Raw genomic sequence first — 15542 nt, forward strand, 5'->3', positions numbered from 1 at the left:
ACCGGTAGCGGGCCGCCGATTCGCGGCCCGATCGATGACGTCGATCGGGCCGCGAGCGGCGTTTCCGCACTCGCTACCAGCGCATGACGAAGCCGAAATCGCTCGCCCTGCGTCCGGTCAGCTTGTCGTCGGAAGTGATCCCGCCGGTCGCGATCAGCTTCGCGACTTCGGATCCCGACAGGTCCAGCCCGGTCGCGATCACCGTCGTCACCCGCAGCGGGATGCGATGCGTGAACTCGACACGGACGTCCAGGACGTCCGCCTTCGGCAACTCGAAGGGATCCATGTCCAGCCGCCACGCGTCGCTCCAGTCGAGCGCGACGTCGTTGCGGTGCGGGAGCTGGGGATCGGTGAGCAGCCGCGCCGCGAGCGAGGCGTCGTTCTCGTGGAACCGGCTCAGCATGTCCGGGTCTATCGAGCGGACGTGGGTCCGCTCCATGACCGTCAGCTTGATCGTCTCGCCGCACTGCGCGCACAGCGCCAGCAGCCAGACGTCGAGCAGCTTGTGGTTCGCGTTGACCCGGAAGCGCCCTTGGGTCTGGAACTCCGTGGAAGGGCAGGCCCGGCAACGGCGCCGGATGGTCGGGAGGGCGGTCGGGCGTACGCGCCAGTGCGTCGTGGCGCGCACGACGAAGGTGTTTTCGAGCACCAGGAAAGACCGATCTGCTGCGAGATCATCGTGAGACGTCGGTGCCGCGCGCGAGCGCGCAGCACCGGATCGACCTACGGGTGCCTGGAAGCCGGGCAGCCGGACGCCGATGACCTGCCGAGGACACGCACAACCGCGGCCGTGGCGCTACAGCGCTGCGCGGCCGGGGACCCCTGACGGGTCCGGTGTGTCGTCTCGACGCGATGAACGTCTCAGCTGGTGTACAACGGCCTACCTTTGACGCAGCGGCCCGGTTCGCCGAACTTCGGCCCATCCCGGATATCGGCGTAAGCCTAACGCCGGAGGATTTGGCGTGGCCAGCGATTTATTGCGTTGCGCCGCAGTCCCTCGGCGACGAGGCTGCGGTCCATGACCAGACCCGCCGTCGGCGCGCCGTTGCGACGCTGCGCGGAGTGCGGCGGCTATGAGTACGGCGGTGCGCCTGCGTGTGGCACATGTCGTGAGCTGGTGGACGCCATCGTCGAAGCAGAATGGTCGCTGTTCCTGGCGCGCTGGAACATCGATGCCGTCGATGCCGCCGAGGAGAAGGCGCTCGCCGAGATGGTCACGGCCGAGCCCGACAGGCACGACTGGCGCGTCGTGGACGCCGCCTACGACCGTCTGGCCTGCCCCGAATGCGGCGAGCGGCTGAGCCGGGGACCGGTCGGATGCGCAGCCTGCGATCTCGCGCACGGCTTCCGCTACGCCGCGATCGAGACGGACCGTCCGGGCGCGCAACCGGGCAACGAACACGGGGTCCGGGTCAACGTCTCGGTCGTACGGCGGCCTCAGGTCACATCAGAGGGCGAACTCGTCGCGCGCCGGTTGGTGTTGCCGATGCTCCTGATCGGATGGCTGCTGACCACCGAACAGGCGCAGCGTGCCAGTACCCTGATCAAGAAGGCGGCTCCGGAAGACCGGGTCCGGGTGACCGAGCAAGCCGTCGCCGAGTGGATCGAGCAGGCCGTCAGCCGATCTCGACCGTGACCGTCCGGGTCCCGCCGTCCTTCGAGGTCAGCGTCACCGGCCCGAAGGTGATGATCGGGATCGCGCCGCCGGTCCCGCCCTTGTGGTACCCGGTCGCGCGCGTGATCCGCACCGCGACCGCGACCAGCGCGCCGGCCGTGCTGGCGTCGCCGTGCACCTTGGGCTCAATCAGCGCGCGGTGGCCGTGCGCCTGGCCCCACTCGTGGACGGCCCAGGCGTCGCGGCTCATCTCCGGCAGGACGCTGTCGTTCGCCCAGGCCCACAGCCAGGACTCGGCCTCGGCGTTGAAGCTGCCGAGGATCTGCGCGGGAGCGGTCGCGATCTTGTCCGGGAACGTCCAGGTGATCAGCCCGGTCCGCTGGTCCAGGTCCCAGCGGTCGGCCGTGCCCAGGCCCCAGGCCTTGGCGTGCGCGGCGCCGAGCTGCTCGATCATGTCCTCGCCCTGGAGCAGCAGGGTGTTCAGATCCGAGGTCTCGGGCTGTCCCGGCCCGGGATCGGTGCCGCCATGGAAAGGTCCCATGCGGCGCAGTCTGCCAGGCGACCGACCAGGGCCGCGACGGCGTCGAGCTGTTCCCGCTGGGCGGACAGGCCGATCGCGCCGAGGCGGAGCACCAGGTGGCGTGCCCCGGCGGCGACGTAGCCGCCGAGCCCGGCCGTCACCTGCTCGGCGGTGCCGGTGACGACGGCCTGGATGGTCTCCAGGTCGGCGAGCGGCATGCCGTAGTTGGCCCGGGAGTAGCGGTCGAGCTGCGCGCGCCCCGCCGCCTCGTCGGTGTCGACGCGCACCGTCACGAACAGCGCCGGGGTGACGGCCTCGGCCGAGCGGCCTTCCCGGAGCGCGGTCTCGCGGATCGTCGCCAGACCACTGCGATAGTCGGCGGGATCCGGCGGGTAGGGCAGCCAGCCGTCGTAGAGCTTGGCCGTGCGCGCCAGGGCCGCAGGCGTCGCGCCGCCCAACCAGATCGGTGGTCCTCCGGCACGGAACGGCTTCGTCGCCGGCGGCAGGTCGTCGAAGTGGATGAGCTCGCCGTGGAACGCCGTGTCCCCGGCCCAGAGCGCGCGCCACAGCGCCACCGTCTCGTCCAGGCGCCGGAACCGGCGCTCCCACGGCAGCTCGGACAGCGTGTACATGGGCTGTCCGAACCGCCCCGGGAATCCGGCGCCGACCGCGACCGCCAGCCGGCCGCCGGACAGCAGGTCGATCGAGGCCAGCGACTGCGCGGCCTGCACCGGCCGCCGCAGGAACGGCAGCAGCGCACCGGTCCCGAGCGTGACGCGCTCGGTCGCCGGGGCGAGGGCCGCGAGCATGGTCAGCGCCTCGACGCGCGGGCTGATCAGCGAATCGTTGACGAAGAGCGAGGAGAACCCGAGCTGTTCGGCCCGCACCGCCAGCGCGACGACGTCCCGCGGATCGTCCCCGGATTCCCACTGCGCCTCGCCGGTCGGAAGCAACACACCGATGTCCATGCCCCGATGGTCTCCGGGCGGCTGCGGCGTCTCAATTCCCGGCAGGGAATGACGCAGCTCACCGCGCCATCGCGGTCTCCTCCTCGACCCGCGACAGCTTCTCCGGATTGCGGACCACGTAGATCCCGGTGATCAGGCCGTTCTCGGTGTGCATCGCCACGATCGTGTCGATGACGCCGCCGACCCGCAGGACCACTCCCAGGCCGCCGTTGACGTACGCCGTCTCCATGGTGACGAGACCAGCCAGATGGGACAGGCCGTCGGCCAGGAACCGGGAAACGACGTCCGCGCCCTGGAGCGGCACCGGCGTGGCCTGCACGACGCCGCCGCCGTCGCCGATGAAGACGACGTCCGGGGCGAGCAGGTCGAACAGGCTCTGCAGGTCGCCGGTGGAGACCGCCTTCTGGAACGCCTCGGTGGCGCCCAGGAGCTCGGCCTTGGACGTGACGCCGCGCGGCCGCCGCGCCGCGACGTGGTTGCGGGCCCGGTGCGCGATCTGCCGGACCGCGGCCGGGGTCTTGTCGACGGCCTCGGCGATCTCGTCGTACTCCAGACCGAACACGTCGCGCAGCACGAACACCGCGCGCTCGGCGGGCGTCAGCGTCTCCATCACCAGCAGCATCGCCATCGAGACGCTGTCGGCCAGCTCCACGTCCTCGGCCACGTCCGGCGCGGTCAACAGCGGCTCGGGCAGCCACGGCCCGACATAGGACTCCTTGCGCCGCCCGAGTTTCCGCAGCTGGGTCAGCGCCTGCCGGGTGGTGATCCGCACCAGGTACGCCCGCCGGTCCCGCACCGTGTCCAGGTCGACGGTGGTCCAGCGCAGCCAGGTCTCCTGCAGCACGTCCTCGGCGTCGACGGCCGAGCCCAGCATCTCGTAGGCGACCGTGAACAGCAGGTTGCGATGGGCGACGAAGGTCTCGGTCGCGGACTGCCCCGACGGTTCCTCACTCATGACGGCACCTACCTGTTCGCTCGCGAGTACTTTTACACGGGACTCCACGAACCGCGCGGTTGTGACGTGCCCTCAGAGTGACGTGCGTCACATCGGATCGGAAGCGCGTTGACCCTGACGCAGGGTCAACCTTCCAGCATTGCCGTCATGACGACGACAGCAACCGCCTCCCCCGCGATCAGCGTCTCCGACCTGCGCAAGTCCTTCGGTGAGAAGGCCGTTCTGAACGGCGTGGACCTCAGCGTCCCGGCCGGGACGGTCTTCGCCCTGCTCGGCCCGAACGGCGCCGGCAAGACCACGACGGTCCGCATCCTGTCCAGCCTGATCGCCGCCGATGGCGGCCGGGTCTCGGTCGCCGGCCACGACCTGGCCGAGGCGCCGGAGGCGGTGCGCGCGGCGATCGGGGTGACCGGCCAGTTCTCCGCGGTCGACAACCTGCTGACCGCGCGGGAGAACCTGATCCTGATGGCCGACCTGTACCGGCTGGGCCGACGCCCCGGCCGGGCCCGCGCCGCGGAGCTGCTGGAGCGCTTCGACCTCACCGACGTCGCCGACAAGCCGCTGTCCACCTACTCCGGCGGCCTGCGCCGGCGGCTGGACCTGGCGATGACGCTGGTCGGCGACCCGCGGGTGATCTTCCTCGACGAGCCGACCACCGGCCTGGACCCGCGCAGCCGCCGTGAGCTGTGGGCCATCGTGCGGGAGCTGGTCGCCGACGGCGTCACGATCCTGCTGACGACGCAGTACCTGGAGGAGGCCGACCAGCTCGCGGACCGGATCGCGGTGCTGGACGGCGGGCGGATCGTCGCCGAGGGCACGGCCGCGGAGCTGAAGCGGCTGATCCCCGGCGGGCACATCACGCTGCGGTTCGCCGACCCCGCCCGGCTCACCGCGGCAGCCGTCGCGCTCGGCGCGGACTCCGTCGACGAAGACGCCCTCACCGTGCAGGTCGCGAGCGACGGCGGCTTCGACTCGCTACGGACCGTCCTGGACCTGTTGACGTCCGCAGACCTGGCCGCCGAAGAGCTTTCGGTGCACACGCCGGACCTCGACGACGTCTTCCTCGCGCTGACCGGCAACGCGTGAGCCCTGTTCTTCTCCACCCCTTCCACTCGTCTCAGGAGCCTGCCATGACCACCAAGAGCCACACCCTCGCCGACACCCGCACCCTGCTGCGCCGCAACCTGCGCCACACGATCCGCTACCCCTCGATGACCCTCGGATCGGTCTTCGGCCCGGTCATCATGCTGCTGTTGTTCGTCGGCGTCCTCGGCAAGACCCTGGGCAAGGGCCTGGCATCCGGGGCACACTCCGGCGGATACATCGGCTACATCGCGCCGGGCATCATCATCACGGCCGTCGCCTCCGGCAGCATGGCCACCGCGGTCGCGGTCTGCGTGGACATGACCGAGGGGATCGTCGACCGCTTCCGGACCATGCCGATATCGCGGGTCGCGATCCTCGCCGCGCACGTCCTCAACAGCGTGGTGACGACAGTGGTGTCGACGGGGGCGGTGATCGTCGCGGCCGTACTGCTCGGCTTCCGGCCGCACGCCTCGGCGCTGGAGTGGGTGGCGGCCGGCGGCCTGCTGCTGATCCTGAGCATCGCGCTGACGTGGATGGCCGTGGCCATGGGCCTGGTGTCCCCGACGCCGGAAGCCGCCAGCAACGCGCCGATGCTGATCGTGTTCCTGCCGTTCGTCGGATCCGCGTTCGCGCCGGCCTCGTCGATGCCCGTCGGGGTGCGCCAGTTCGCCGAGTACCAGCCGTTCACACCGGCCATCGAGACCGTGCGGGGCCTGCTCACCGGCGCGCCGATCGGGCACAACGCGGTGATCTGCCTGGTGTGGTGCGCGGTGATCGCGGCCGGCGGGTACGCCTGGGCGGTGGCGTCGTTCCGGAAGCCTCAGGCACACTGATGGCGCTCATGATCGCGTCCCGGCGGCCGGGCCGGCCCGGGAGGACCCTGATGCTCACCATCAGCCAGCTCGCCGACTACGTCGGGGTGACGGTGCGGGCCGTGCGGCACTACCACCAGCGCGGCCTGCTCCCCGAGCCGGAGCGGGACCACTCGGGCTACCGCCGCTACGACGCGCGGGCGGTGATCGACCTGATCCGGGTCAAGACCCTGGCCGAGGCCGGGGTCCCGCTGGCCCGGATCGAGGAGCTGCTGGCCGCCGACACCGAGAGCTTCGCCGAGGCGGTCGACGAGATCGACCGCTCGATGCAGGAGCAGATCCGCGAGCTGAAGGAGCGGCGCCGCCGGGTCGCCCAGCTGGCCTCCGGCGAGCGCCTGTTCCTCCCGCCGGAGATCGCCGAGTACATCGAGGAACTGCGGGCGGCCGGGGTGAGCGAGCGCGGGGTGCTGATGGAGCGCGACGGCTGGGTGATGCTGGCCGCGGCGTATCCGCAGCTGGCACCGCGCTGGATAGCGCAGAAGCGTGCCGACTTGGACGACCCCGAGTACCGGGCCTTCTATGTGGTCTACGACCAGGCGCACGACTGGAAAGTCGACGATCCCCGGCTGGAGGCGCTGGCGGACACCATGGTCGAGCGGTTCCGGGCGCAGCTGGCCGAAGCTGGCGACCAAGCCGACGAACTGCGGATGGAGAAGGTGCTGTCCGTGGAGGAACAGAAGCTGTTCGCGGCGTACGTCAACGACTACTCGCCGGCCTGGATACGCCTGCACGACATGGTCGGTCGGCGGCTTCAGGCCTCCTGACTCCGCCGGACCTCGGCAAGGCGTCTGGTGAGGAACGCGCGCTCGGCTTCGTTGTCGGTGAGCACCAGAGCTTCCTCATAGGCGGTGACGGCTTCCGGCCACTGCCCCAGCCTTCTGAGAAAGTCAGCGCGGGCCGCGCTGAGATAGCGGTAGGTCGCCAGCGCGGGCTCGGCGGCCAAGCGGTCGAGGGCGACGAGGCCGGCCTCGGGACCGTCGCGCATTCCGAGGGCCACAGCCTGGTTGAGCTTGACGACCGGCGAGGGCCACAGGCGGAGCAGGACGTCGTAGAGGGAGACGATCTCCGACCAGTCGGTCGCTTCGAAGGTGGCGGCTTCCGCGTGGACGGCGGCGATCGCGGCCTGGACCGCGTAGCGGGTCGGGGGACCGGCGCGAAGGGACTCCGTCAGGAGGTCGATCCCCTCGGTGATCATCTCGCGGTCCCACCACGACCGGTCCTGGTCTTCGAGCAGGACGGGACGGCCGTCGTCGTCGGTCCGCGTCGCGCGCCGCGCGTCGATCAGCAGCAGCAGGGCCAGCAGGCCGGCGGGCTCGGCGACCGGCAGCAGCCGGTGGAGCGTCCGCGCCAAGCCGACCGCGGAGCCGACGAGATCGTCGCGGACCAGCGTCTCCCCGACCGGCGCGTTGCTCCCGGTGGTGAAGACGAGGTGAACGACGTCGCAGACCGCTGAGACCCGCTCGGGCAGCTCTTCGGCAGTCGGCACGCGATAGGGGATGCGGGCCGCGGCGATCTTCTTCTTCGCGCGGGTGATGCGCGCGGCCATGGTGCTCTCCTGGACCAGGAAGGCCCGGGCGACCTCGGCCGTCGACAGGCCGCAGACCAGGCGCAGCGTGAGGGCGACACGGGCTTCCCTGGAAAGCGCGGGATGGCAGCAGGTGAAGATCAGCCGCAGGGTGTCGTCGGCGACGGCCGGCGGTTCGTCCGCGTCCTGCGGGTCCGGGGCGGTAGCGGTGGCTTCCTCGACGAGCAGCGGCATCGCGCGCCGCCACACCGATTCGCGCCGCAGCAGGTCGCGGGCCCGGTTGCCGGCCACCGTGCGCAGCCACGCGGCCGGATGGTCCGGGACGCCGCCCGACGGCCAGGTGCGCAGGGCTTGGGCGTAGGCGTCCTGGACGCATTCCTCGGCGGTGTCGAGGTCGCGGGTGATGCGGACGGTCGCGGCCAGGACGCCGGCCCAGTGGGCACGGTGAGCGGCCGCGACGGCGTCGCCGGGGGTGCTCACCGTGTGTCTCCTCTCGGGCGTGGTAGCCGTCTCAGCCGTCTCAGCCGTGGTGGACGAGCGGCTTGATCTCGACGCCGGAGTGCGCGTGCCGGACTTCCGCCAGCTCCCGGCTCAGGGCCACGGCCTCGTCGAGATCGGCGGCCTCGATCAGGTAGAAGCCGCCGAGGACTTCCTTCGTCTCCAGGAACGGGCCGTCGGTCACCGCGGGCGCCTCGCCGTCGCCGCGCAAGGTGGTGGCCGTCGAGGACGGCTCCAGCTGGCCCGAGGCGAGGATCCGGTCGCCGGCCCGCTTCTGGAAGGCGACATGGCCGGCGTCGATCTCGGCCATGTCCTCCGCGGAGATGGTCTCCCACTGCTGCTCGTCGCCGTAGATGAGGAGCATGTACTTGGACATCGGCGTTCCCTTCATGGCGGGCCGGTCTTCGACCCTCTCACTACTAGGGACGATCCGCATCGGTGGCGATCGACAGCCGCGCGTGCTCGATCGCCGCGGCGAGTGCTTCGTCCTCCGCGACCGCGACGTCCGGGGCGACGCCGACGCCCTCCCAGTCGGTGCCGGTGAAGGGGCTCTCGGAGCGGCAGTTCGGGACGGTGACCGTCACGTGCTCGGTGAGCTGGTACCAGTCGGTGGGATGCGCACCGCCGCGGGTGGTGGCCCCGACCAGCGTCGCGCGCCGCAGGCTCTGGAGCGTGTAGGCGAGGTCTTCGCCGCCGGAGAAGGTGCGGGCACCGGTGAGGACGTAAACGGGACGGTCGAGGTAGCGCGGGGCGTCGAGGTGTCCGAGCGTCCAGTACTGGCGCGTCCCCTTCACCGTGGAGTGCGAGGTGGTGAGGAGGGTGTCGGCGCCGCGGGTCAGGTAGCTGCACCACAGCTGCACGCCGTCGGTGGAGCCGCCGATGGTGCTGCGCAGGTCCAGGATGAGGGCGCCGGTGCCGGCGACCAGCTGCATCGCGGCGGCGATGGTGGCGCCGCCAGCCTCGGCGGTCGGGATCAGCGTCAGGTCGACGTAACCGATGCCGCCGTCGAGGACCTCGATCTTGCGGACGCCGTTGTTGTGCTCACGGCACAGCGCGGCGAACATGGCCGCGCCGGCCTCCTCGTCGTCCTCGTCGAGCGGCTCGGGCTCCTCGCTCCATATGAGCCGCAGGTGCTTGTCCCGACAGACGTCCGCGAACACTTTGGTCACGGCCGCACACGCTGCGGCGCCGTCCAACTCGGCGTATTCGCCGGCCGCCGCAGCACGCCGGATCTCGGCGGCGGCCCCGGCCGCCTTGTCGGGGTCGATGTACTCCGCCTCGAACCGGACCAGCGCGGCTTCGAGGACCTTCGGCTCCAGGATCATGGCAGGTGATCATAGGGGTGTAACGCATTTCGATCACTAGACGCCTCTTCTACAAGGCACAGGGGAGAGGGCTCAGGCCCGGCACCGTGTCCGAAGGAACGCGTCGCGCCGCACCCCCCGATCGGCGCGGCGCGTTCCGCTTTTTTTGTGTCCCCGTTGAAGTTCGCATCACGAACGACTAGGTTCGTATAGCGAACTAGCTGGCACGGGGAAGCGAGGACCCATGGCTGAGAACACCGAGAACACCGTCCGGTTCGGCATCGGAGTGTCGAACGCGGTACAGGACATCGCGCAGACTGGGGAGATCGTCGCCGGCGCGGACCGAGCGGGGCTGGACCACTTCTCCGTCTCGGACCATCCCTACCTCGGCCGGATGCTCGACGCGTACTCGCTCGTCGGCGTGCTTCTCGGGCGTACGCAGCGGATCAGCGGGATGGTCAACGTCAGCAATCTGCCGACGCGGCCCGCTCCGATGCTGGCGCGCGCTGTCACCTCGCTGTCCGCGCTCACCGGTGGCCGTGTGGTTCTGGGGTTGGGAGCCGGCGGTTCGTGGGACGACATCGCGCGCCTGGGTTTCGCGCGGCTGAGTGGTGGCGAGGCGGTGCGCGCCTTCGAGGAGGCCTTCGCCGTCATCAGGTCTCTGACCGGCGGTGGTGATCCGGTCACCTTCGACGGGGAGTTCTACCACCTGGACCGTGTCGAGCCGGCGGCGGTGGCCGCGCCGCCGATCTGGACGGGCTCGGTCGGGGCGAAGTCGTTGGCGGTCACCGGGCGGCAGGCCGACGGCTGGATTCCCGGCCACGCCGCCGACTGGCTGAGCGTGCGCTACCGCGAGTCGCGGCCGATCATCGACGAGGCCGCGCGGGCCGTGGGCCGCGATCCACATGCCGTCGCGACGATCTACAACCTGCCCGGCCGCATCAGTGCTACGCCGCTGGCGAGCACGCGCGACCAGGACGGCCGTTGGCTCGGGGGGTCGGTGGCGCAGTGGGTCGCGGAGTTGACCGGCGCGGTGTTGGAGCACGGAGCGGGCGGCTTCACCTACTTCCCGGTCGGTGATGTGCCGGTGGAGCACGCGTCGGCGCTGTGGGCGGAGGAGATCGCACCCGGGGTGCGCGAGGCGCTGGCTAAGGCGACGCCCGCTTAGGCCGTGTGCTCCCCGCCATCATCGTCGGCGGCGCCGTCACCGTCCCCATAGTGCAGCCGCGACGACACGTCCTCATGCGCCAACCGCCGTAGCGCCAACAGCACTGGCTCGACCAACACCGTGTAGGCGACCGTCGCCTCGATCGCCTCCTCGATCTGCTCGTACTCGCCGATCGTGGCGTACTCCGTCTCGGCCATGGGGTGAATCGCCTTGGCGTACCCGCGCAAATGCTCTACAGAGGCCTTATAGCCGAGGTCCCGCAGCGTCACCACAGACTGCGTCAGCAAGTCGAGCGCCGGCGCCATGTCCTGGAAGCGCCATCCGAGCGCCCGCAGCTCGTCGCGGATCAGCGCCCGCATCTCGTCCCACGCCGCGCGCTCCTCCGCGTCCTCTGCGGGAGCCTCTACATGCGGCGGCAGCATGTACTGCGCGATGCCCAGGCGTTCGTGGCGCGTAAAGGCCGGGTCGTCGGCCACCGCCAGGACGTCCCGCACCTGGGCGACCGACATCTTCCCGATGGTGAGCATCGCCCGCACGAGACGCAGCCGCCGCACATGCTGGTCGCTGTACTCCGCCTTGCGCGCCGACACCGGCACGCCCGCGGGCACCAGCCCCTCGCGCAGGTAGAACTTGATGCTCGGCACCGACACACCGCTGCGTCGACTCAACTCCGCCAGGTGCACGTCATCTCCCGCTCCGGGTCTCGACAGCCGTCGCGCCGGGTTCTACCCTGAGCCAGAAGGATAGTTCAACTATCCTCCTGCCACGCACCGCCCGGAGCACGTCTCGATGGGGGTACCGTATGCCAGTCCAGAACCCGATGCCCATGCACTGGAGCCGGTCCGCGCCCGGCGCGCCGGACCCCCGCAAGCGCATGCGCGGCCGCTTCATGGCCGACAACACCGAGCCGATCGCCGTACTGCTGATCGGCGCGCGCATCAACAAGTGGTGGGCCGTCCACCACTGGATCCCGGTCTTCCGCGCCATGCCGCGCATGCTCAGGGAACTGCGCAAGGATCCCGACAGCCCTCTGTTGGGCTACCGCATACTGTGGGGTCCCTGGTTCGGCCAGGTGACCGTCGTGCAGTACTGGCGCCGCGCCGGCGACATCCGCGCGTTCTCCCATGACGAGAGCCGCACGCATCGCCCTGCGCAGGACCGCTTCATGGCCCGCTATATGCGAGCCAACGGAGCGGTAGGCATCTGGCACGAGATGCTGTCCGTCCGCGCGGGCTCGTATCAGTGCCTGTACGGCGACATGCCTCCGACCGGCATCGGCGCCTTCCGTGGCCTGGACGCCGTGATGAACCGACCGGACGGCCTCGGCTACGTAAAGGGCGAGGACCCGCAGTTCGCCGCAATCACCAAGCACTGAGGCGCGCCCCGTCGCGACCCGCCGGTTTTGTCAGAGTTCGCGGCTAGCGTTGGAGACGTGGCTACCTACGTCTTGATTCACGGAGCGTCCTCGGACTCCTGGCTGTGGCACCGCGTCGCCCCGCTCCTGCGCGCGGCAGGGCACGACGTCGTCGCCCCCGACCTGCCGATCTCCGACAACGAGGCGGGGATCCCGGAGTATGCCGACGCCGTCGTCGCAGCCCTCGGCGACCGCGCCGCCGCCGACGACCTCATCGTCGTCGCGCAGTCCTTCGGCAGCTTCACCGGGACCGTGCTGACCCACCGGGTTCCGGTGAAACTCCTGGTCTTCCTCTCGGCGATGGCGCCGAAGGAGGGCGAGACGCCCGGCGAGTGGTGGGAGGCGACCGACTACACCCGGGACCGGCAGGCCAGCGACGCGGGCCTCGGCCTGCCGCCGGACGCCGATCTGAAGGTGGTCTTCTTCCACGACGTCCCCGACGACGTCGTGGCAGAGGCCTGGGAGCGCGGCGAGATCCCGCAGAGCGACCGGCCTTTCGCGCCGCCGCCGATGCCGGCGCTGCCGGCCGATCTCCCGATCCGTTTCCTCGCGGGCCGCGACGACCGCTTCTTCCCGATCGACTTCCAGCGCCGCGTCGTGCGGGAGCGGCTGGGCTTCGCCCCGGATGAGATGGAAGGCGGTCACCTGGAACCGCTGGCGCACCCCGAAGAGCTCGTCCGACGGCTGGAGGGCTATCGCGTGGAAGCCGGACTATGACCGCCTGAGAGGCAGTGACGCAGGTCACATCAGATCCTCCCGCACCGCTGTCACAACACCTGCGCGCCACGGGTCTACGTAACGAAAGCAACCGCGAGACCCGAGGAGCACACACCATGGAAGCCCGCTTCAACTACTACGGCACCGCCACCGGCCAGAAGTTCAGCAAGTACATCAACTCGGCGGGCAAGGCGGCCGGCGACTCCGGCGTGCCCTACGCCACGACCCAGCTGGTCCTGCTGCGGGCCAGCCAGATCAACGGCTGCGGCATGTGCACCGACATGCACTACAAGGACGCCGTCCACGCCGGCGACCAGCCCGAGCGCCTGAACCTGGTGGCGGCCTGGCGCGAGGCCACGGTGTTCACCGACGCCGAGCGCGCCGCGCTGGAGCTGGCCGAGGAGGGCACGCGCGTCGCCGACGCGGCCGGCGGGGTCCCGGACGAGGTGTGGGCGAACGCCGCCAAGCACTTCGACGAAGAGCAGCTGGCCGGCCTGGTGTCGACGATCGCGCTGATCAACGCCTACAACCGGATGAACGTCATCGCCCGCACCCCGGCCGGGAGCTACCAGCCCGGCCAGTGGTGACCGCGGCGACCGGCAGGTCAGCAGGTCTTGTAGACGTAAGACGAGCTGCCGGCCGCGCTCACGTTCTGGTCGCGCAGAACGATCGCGATCTTCCCGCCGTCATCGCGGCAGGCGTTGGTGAATCCCGAGTCGTCGTACTCGACGTCCACGACGTGGTTCGCGTACGTACTCGCATACCCGCCGCACTCGCCGTAGTCCCCGCACTGCTCGGAGACTGCGAAGTCGAAACCGATCTGGTGCGCGCGCGACAGGAACTCCGTGGTGTTCTTCTGCGCGATCGCCAGTCCCTTGGCGTGCGCCAGCCGCGCCAACTGCGTGGCCATCGCGACGTCGTTGTCGGCGGTCAGCAAGCCCTGGGAGCGTGAGTACGAGTCAAGGTTGTCGGGCTCGATGGCTTGGAAACCCTTGGCCGCGCAGCTAGCGATCCATCCGCCCTCGACCTGCGCGAGCGCGGCGCGCTTGGCGTCGGTGGACACGTCGAGCAGCTGCTCGTTCCAGTTCTGGTCGATCACCGGCGCGCCGGACGAGGTCTTCAGCAACAGATCCGGATGGTTGCTCTGCCACCAGCCGGTGGCGTCCGGCTGCGCCTGGAACGCGTTGATGTAGCAGATGTTGTAGAGCCCCGGAGCAGGCGACGCGGAGCTGTCGCGGGAGACGACGCGCACGCCGGACGGCGGGGGATAGGCGCCGCCGATCTGGTAGTCCCACTTCACACCGGTCGGCGGCGGCGCGGCCGATCCGGCGGGAGCAGCGGGAGCGGCGGCACTGCTCGGCGCGGTGGACGGCTTGCCCGCCGACGACGACGGCGCATGTGATGCGGACGACGCAGACGAAGCAGCAGACGACGAACGCCCGCTCGCAGATGTGGACGTCGACGACGAAGCGCTCGGATCCGCCGACATCGTGGGCGAACCCGCGGACGAACTCGGCACGGACGACGAATTCCCCGCCGCGGCCTGCGGCGTCGACCCGCCGCCGCTGGAACAGCCCGCCATCACCAGCACCGCAGCCGCTGCCGCGACCGCGATCGTGACCCCGCGCATCCGCCCCACCTCTCCCTCACACCACCGCGCGTCCCACGCGACACGGCGATGCTAGCCGGGTGACCGGACCGCGACGGCCCGCACGATTGGTGCGAGCAGCCGATCTGATTGTTTGATGATCCTGTGCCTACCGTGAACGCCTACGCCGCCGTCTCCCCGACCGCCCCGCTCCAGCCGCTCACCATCGAGCGGCGCGAGGTCGGGCCCCGCGACGTCCGGATCGACATCAAGTACACCGGCATCTGCCACTCGGACATCCACGAGGTCCGCGGCGAATGGGGCGAGGCCCACTACCCGCTCGCGCCGGGCCACGAGATCACCGGCGTGGTCGCCGAGGTCGGGGCCGAGGTGACGCGGTTCGCGGTGGGCGACCGGGTCGGCGTGGGCTGTCTGGTCGACTCGTGCGGCGAATGCGACGCGTGCGTGCGCGGCCAGGAGCAGTTCTGCTCGGTCAAGGCGGTCTGGACCTACGGCGACACCGACTTCGACGGCGCCATCACCCAGGGCGGCTACTCCACGCAGATCGTGGTGACCGAGCGCTTCGTGCTGCACGTCCCGGACGCGCTGCCGCTGGACACCGCCGCACCGCTGATGTGCGCGGGCGTCACGACCTACGCGCCTTTGCGCCGCTGGGGCGCGGGCCCCGGCAAGAAGGTCGCCGTGGTCGGCCTCGGCGGGCTCGGCCACGTCGCGGTGAAGATCGCCCGCGCGCTCGGTGCCGAGGTGACCGTGCTCTCGCAGAGCCTGTCCAAGAAGGAAGCGGGCCTGGCGCTCGGCGCCAGTGACTACCGCGCGACCAGCGACCCGGCGACCTTCGAGGAACTGGCCGGCGCCTTCGACCTGATCCTCAGCACGGTCAGCGCGCCGCTGCCGATGGACGACTACCTCCGCATGCTCGCCGTCGGCGGCGCCATGATCAACGTCGGCTCGCCGCCGGACGAGAGCAGCCTGCACATCCGCCTGCTGAACCGTCAGCGGGTCCTGGCCGGGTCGCTGATCGGCGGGATCGCGGAGACCCAGGAGATGCTCGACTTCTGCGGCGAGCACGGGATCGGCGCCGAGATCGAGGCCATCCCGGCCGAGCAGATCAACGAGGCGTACGAGCGGGTGCTCGCCTCGGACGTGCGGTACCGGTTCGTCATCGACATCTCGACGCTGGCCTGACTGAACTAGCTGTAAAACACGGCCCGACCTCCTGTGGGAGGCCGGGCCGTCGGCGTTCCCGGAGTCGGGCGAGCCGATCACGGCCCGCGTAACGGTTGACTAGTGT

At 70.4% G+C, this 15542-nt stretch carries 18 protein-coding genes; 9 read left to right on the forward strand and 9 right to left on the reverse strand.

Translation table 11 applies throughout. The annotated features are described in order from the left end of the window. Window positions 1-73: 73 nt before the first annotated feature. Window positions 74-649, reverse strand: a complete 576-nt coding sequence (locus ABH920_RS00885; RefSeq protein ID WP_370345671.1) for a DUF1062 domain-containing protein — start codon at window positions 647-649, stop codon at window positions 74-76. Window positions 650-1117: 468 nt separating this feature from the next. Here ABH920_RS00885 and ABH920_RS00890 point away from each other — a divergent pair, with 468 nt between their 5' ends. After that, window positions 1118-1636, forward strand: coding sequence for a hypothetical protein (locus ABH920_RS00890; RefSeq protein WP_370345673.1), 519 nt, complete (start codon window positions 1118-1120; stop codon window positions 1634-1636). On the opposite strand, the gene ABH920_RS00895 is transcribed toward ABH920_RS00890, so the two are convergent. Genes ABH920_RS00895 through ABH920_RS00905 form a run of 3 tightly spaced genes read right to left on the reverse strand, consistent with a single transcriptional unit; the run spans window position 1617 to window position 4058 of the window. Continuing rightward, on the reverse strand, window positions 1617-2156 hold the full coding sequence (locus ABH920_RS00895; protein ID WP_370345675.1) for a DUF6882 domain-containing protein: 540 nt from the start codon (window positions 2154-2156) through the stop codon (window positions 1617-1619). The two genes, ABH920_RS00890 and ABH920_RS00895, sit on opposite strands and share 20 nt — an antisense overlap. Then, window positions 2096-3103: an LLM class flavin-dependent oxidoreductase gene (locus ABH920_RS00900; RefSeq protein ID WP_370345677.1), complete on the reverse strand. Its 1008-nt coding sequence runs from the start codon at window positions 3101-3103 to the stop codon at window positions 2096-2098. The genes ABH920_RS00895 and ABH920_RS00900 overlap by 61 nt, the downstream gene beginning before the upstream one ends. Before the next feature lie 58 nt (window positions 3104-3161). Beyond that, entirely contained in the window at window positions 3162-4058 is an 897-nt protein-coding gene (locus ABH920_RS00905; protein ID WP_370345679.1) for an RNA polymerase sigma-70 factor, read from the reverse strand. Between the two features lie 147 nt (window positions 4059-4205). Between ABH920_RS00905 and ABH920_RS00910 the strand changes: the two genes are divergently transcribed. The 3 genes from ABH920_RS00910 to ABH920_RS00920 are packed head-to-tail and all read left to right on the forward strand — an operon-like array spanning window position 4206 to window position 6780. Then, window positions 4206-5144: an ATP-binding cassette domain-containing protein gene (locus tag ABH920_RS00910; protein WP_370345681.1), complete on the forward strand. Its 939-nt coding sequence runs from the start codon at window positions 4206-4208 to the stop codon at window positions 5142-5144. 44 nt (window positions 5145-5188) lie between these two features. Further along, the gene (locus ABH920_RS00915; RefSeq protein WP_370345683.1) at window positions 5189-5977 is read left to right on the forward strand and encodes an ABC transporter permease; all 789 of its coding nucleotides are present in this window, start codon (window positions 5189-5191) and stop codon (window positions 5975-5977) included. A 50-nt stretch (window positions 5978-6027) separates the two neighbouring features. Further along, a complete protein-coding gene (locus ABH920_RS00920) occupies window positions 6028-6780 on the forward strand; it encodes a MerR family transcriptional regulator (protein WP_370345685.1) in 753 nt (250 codons plus the stop codon). Here the strand turns inward: ABH920_RS00920 and ABH920_RS00925 are convergent. The 3 genes from ABH920_RS00925 to ABH920_RS00935 are packed head-to-tail and all read right to left on the reverse strand — an operon-like array spanning window position 6768 to window position 9364. Beyond that, on the reverse strand, window positions 6768-8021 hold the full coding sequence (locus ABH920_RS00925; protein WP_370345687.1) for an RNA polymerase sigma factor: 1254 nt from the start codon (window positions 8019-8021) through the stop codon (window positions 6768-6770). The two genes, ABH920_RS00920 and ABH920_RS00925, sit on opposite strands and share 13 nt — an antisense overlap. 40 nt (window positions 8022-8061) lie before the next feature. Then, window positions 8062-8415, reverse strand: a complete 354-nt coding sequence (locus ABH920_RS00930; protein WP_370345689.1) for a YciI family protein — start codon at window positions 8413-8415, stop codon at window positions 8062-8064. A gap of 43 nt (window positions 8416-8458) precedes the next feature. Next, the gene (locus ABH920_RS00935) at window positions 8459-9364 is read right to left on the reverse strand and encodes a S41 family peptidase (protein ID WP_370345691.1); all 906 of its coding nucleotides are present in this window, start codon (window positions 9362-9364) and stop codon (window positions 8459-8461) included. 223 nt (window positions 9365-9587) lie between these two features. On the opposite strand from ABH920_RS00935, the gene ABH920_RS00940 reads away from it, so the two are divergent. Continuing rightward, on the forward strand, window positions 9588-10511 hold the full coding sequence (locus ABH920_RS00940; protein ID WP_370345693.1) for an LLM class flavin-dependent oxidoreductase: 924 nt from the start codon (window positions 9588-9590) through the stop codon (window positions 10509-10511). Here the strand turns inward: ABH920_RS00940 and ABH920_RS00945 are convergent. Further along, window positions 10508-11194 carry a MerR family transcriptional regulator gene (locus ABH920_RS00945; protein WP_370345695.1) on the reverse strand — a complete coding sequence of 229 codons (687 nt, stop codon included), beginning with the start codon at window positions 11192-11194 and terminating at the stop codon, window positions 10508-10510. The two genes, ABH920_RS00940 and ABH920_RS00945, sit on opposite strands and share 4 nt — an antisense overlap. A gap of 119 nt (window positions 11195-11313) precedes the next feature. Here ABH920_RS00945 and ABH920_RS00950 point away from each other — a divergent pair, with 119 nt between their 5' ends. The 3 genes from ABH920_RS00950 (at window position 11314) to ABH920_RS00960 (ending at window position 13229) form a co-directional block, all read left to right on the forward strand. Further along, window positions 11314-11886, forward strand: a complete 573-nt coding sequence (locus ABH920_RS00950) for a DUF4188 domain-containing protein (protein ID WP_370345697.1) — start codon at window positions 11314-11316, stop codon at window positions 11884-11886. A 57-nt stretch (window positions 11887-11943) separates the two neighbouring features. Continuing rightward, complete coding sequence (locus tag ABH920_RS00955) at window positions 11944-12642, forward strand: alpha/beta fold hydrolase (protein ID WP_370345699.1); 699 nt, start codon at window positions 11944-11946, stop codon at window positions 12640-12642. A gap of 116 nt (window positions 12643-12758) precedes the next feature. Further along, window positions 12759-13229, forward strand: coding sequence for a carboxymuconolactone decarboxylase family protein (locus ABH920_RS00960; protein ID WP_370345701.1), 471 nt, complete (start codon window positions 12759-12761; stop codon window positions 13227-13229). 17 nt (window positions 13230-13246) lie between these two features. Here ABH920_RS00960 and ABH920_RS00965 read toward each other — a convergent pair whose 3' ends face one another. After that, window positions 13247-14272 (reverse strand): endo alpha-1,4 polygalactosaminidase, encoded by a 1026-nt coding sequence (locus ABH920_RS00965; protein WP_370345703.1) that lies wholly within the window; start codon window positions 14270-14272, stop codon window positions 13247-13249. A 123-nt stretch (window positions 14273-14395) separates the two neighbouring features. Here ABH920_RS00965 and ABH920_RS00970 point away from each other — a divergent pair, with 123 nt between their 5' ends. Further along, entirely contained in the window at window positions 14396-15436 is a 1041-nt protein-coding gene (locus ABH920_RS00970) for an NAD(P)-dependent alcohol dehydrogenase (RefSeq protein WP_370345705.1), read from the forward strand. The last annotated feature ends 106 nt before the right edge of the window (window positions 15437-15542 follow it).

The organism is Catenulispora sp. EB89, from assembly GCF_041261445.1.
Classification (GTDB): domain Bacteria; phylum Actinomycetota; class Actinomycetes; order Streptomycetales; family Catenulisporaceae; genus Catenulispora.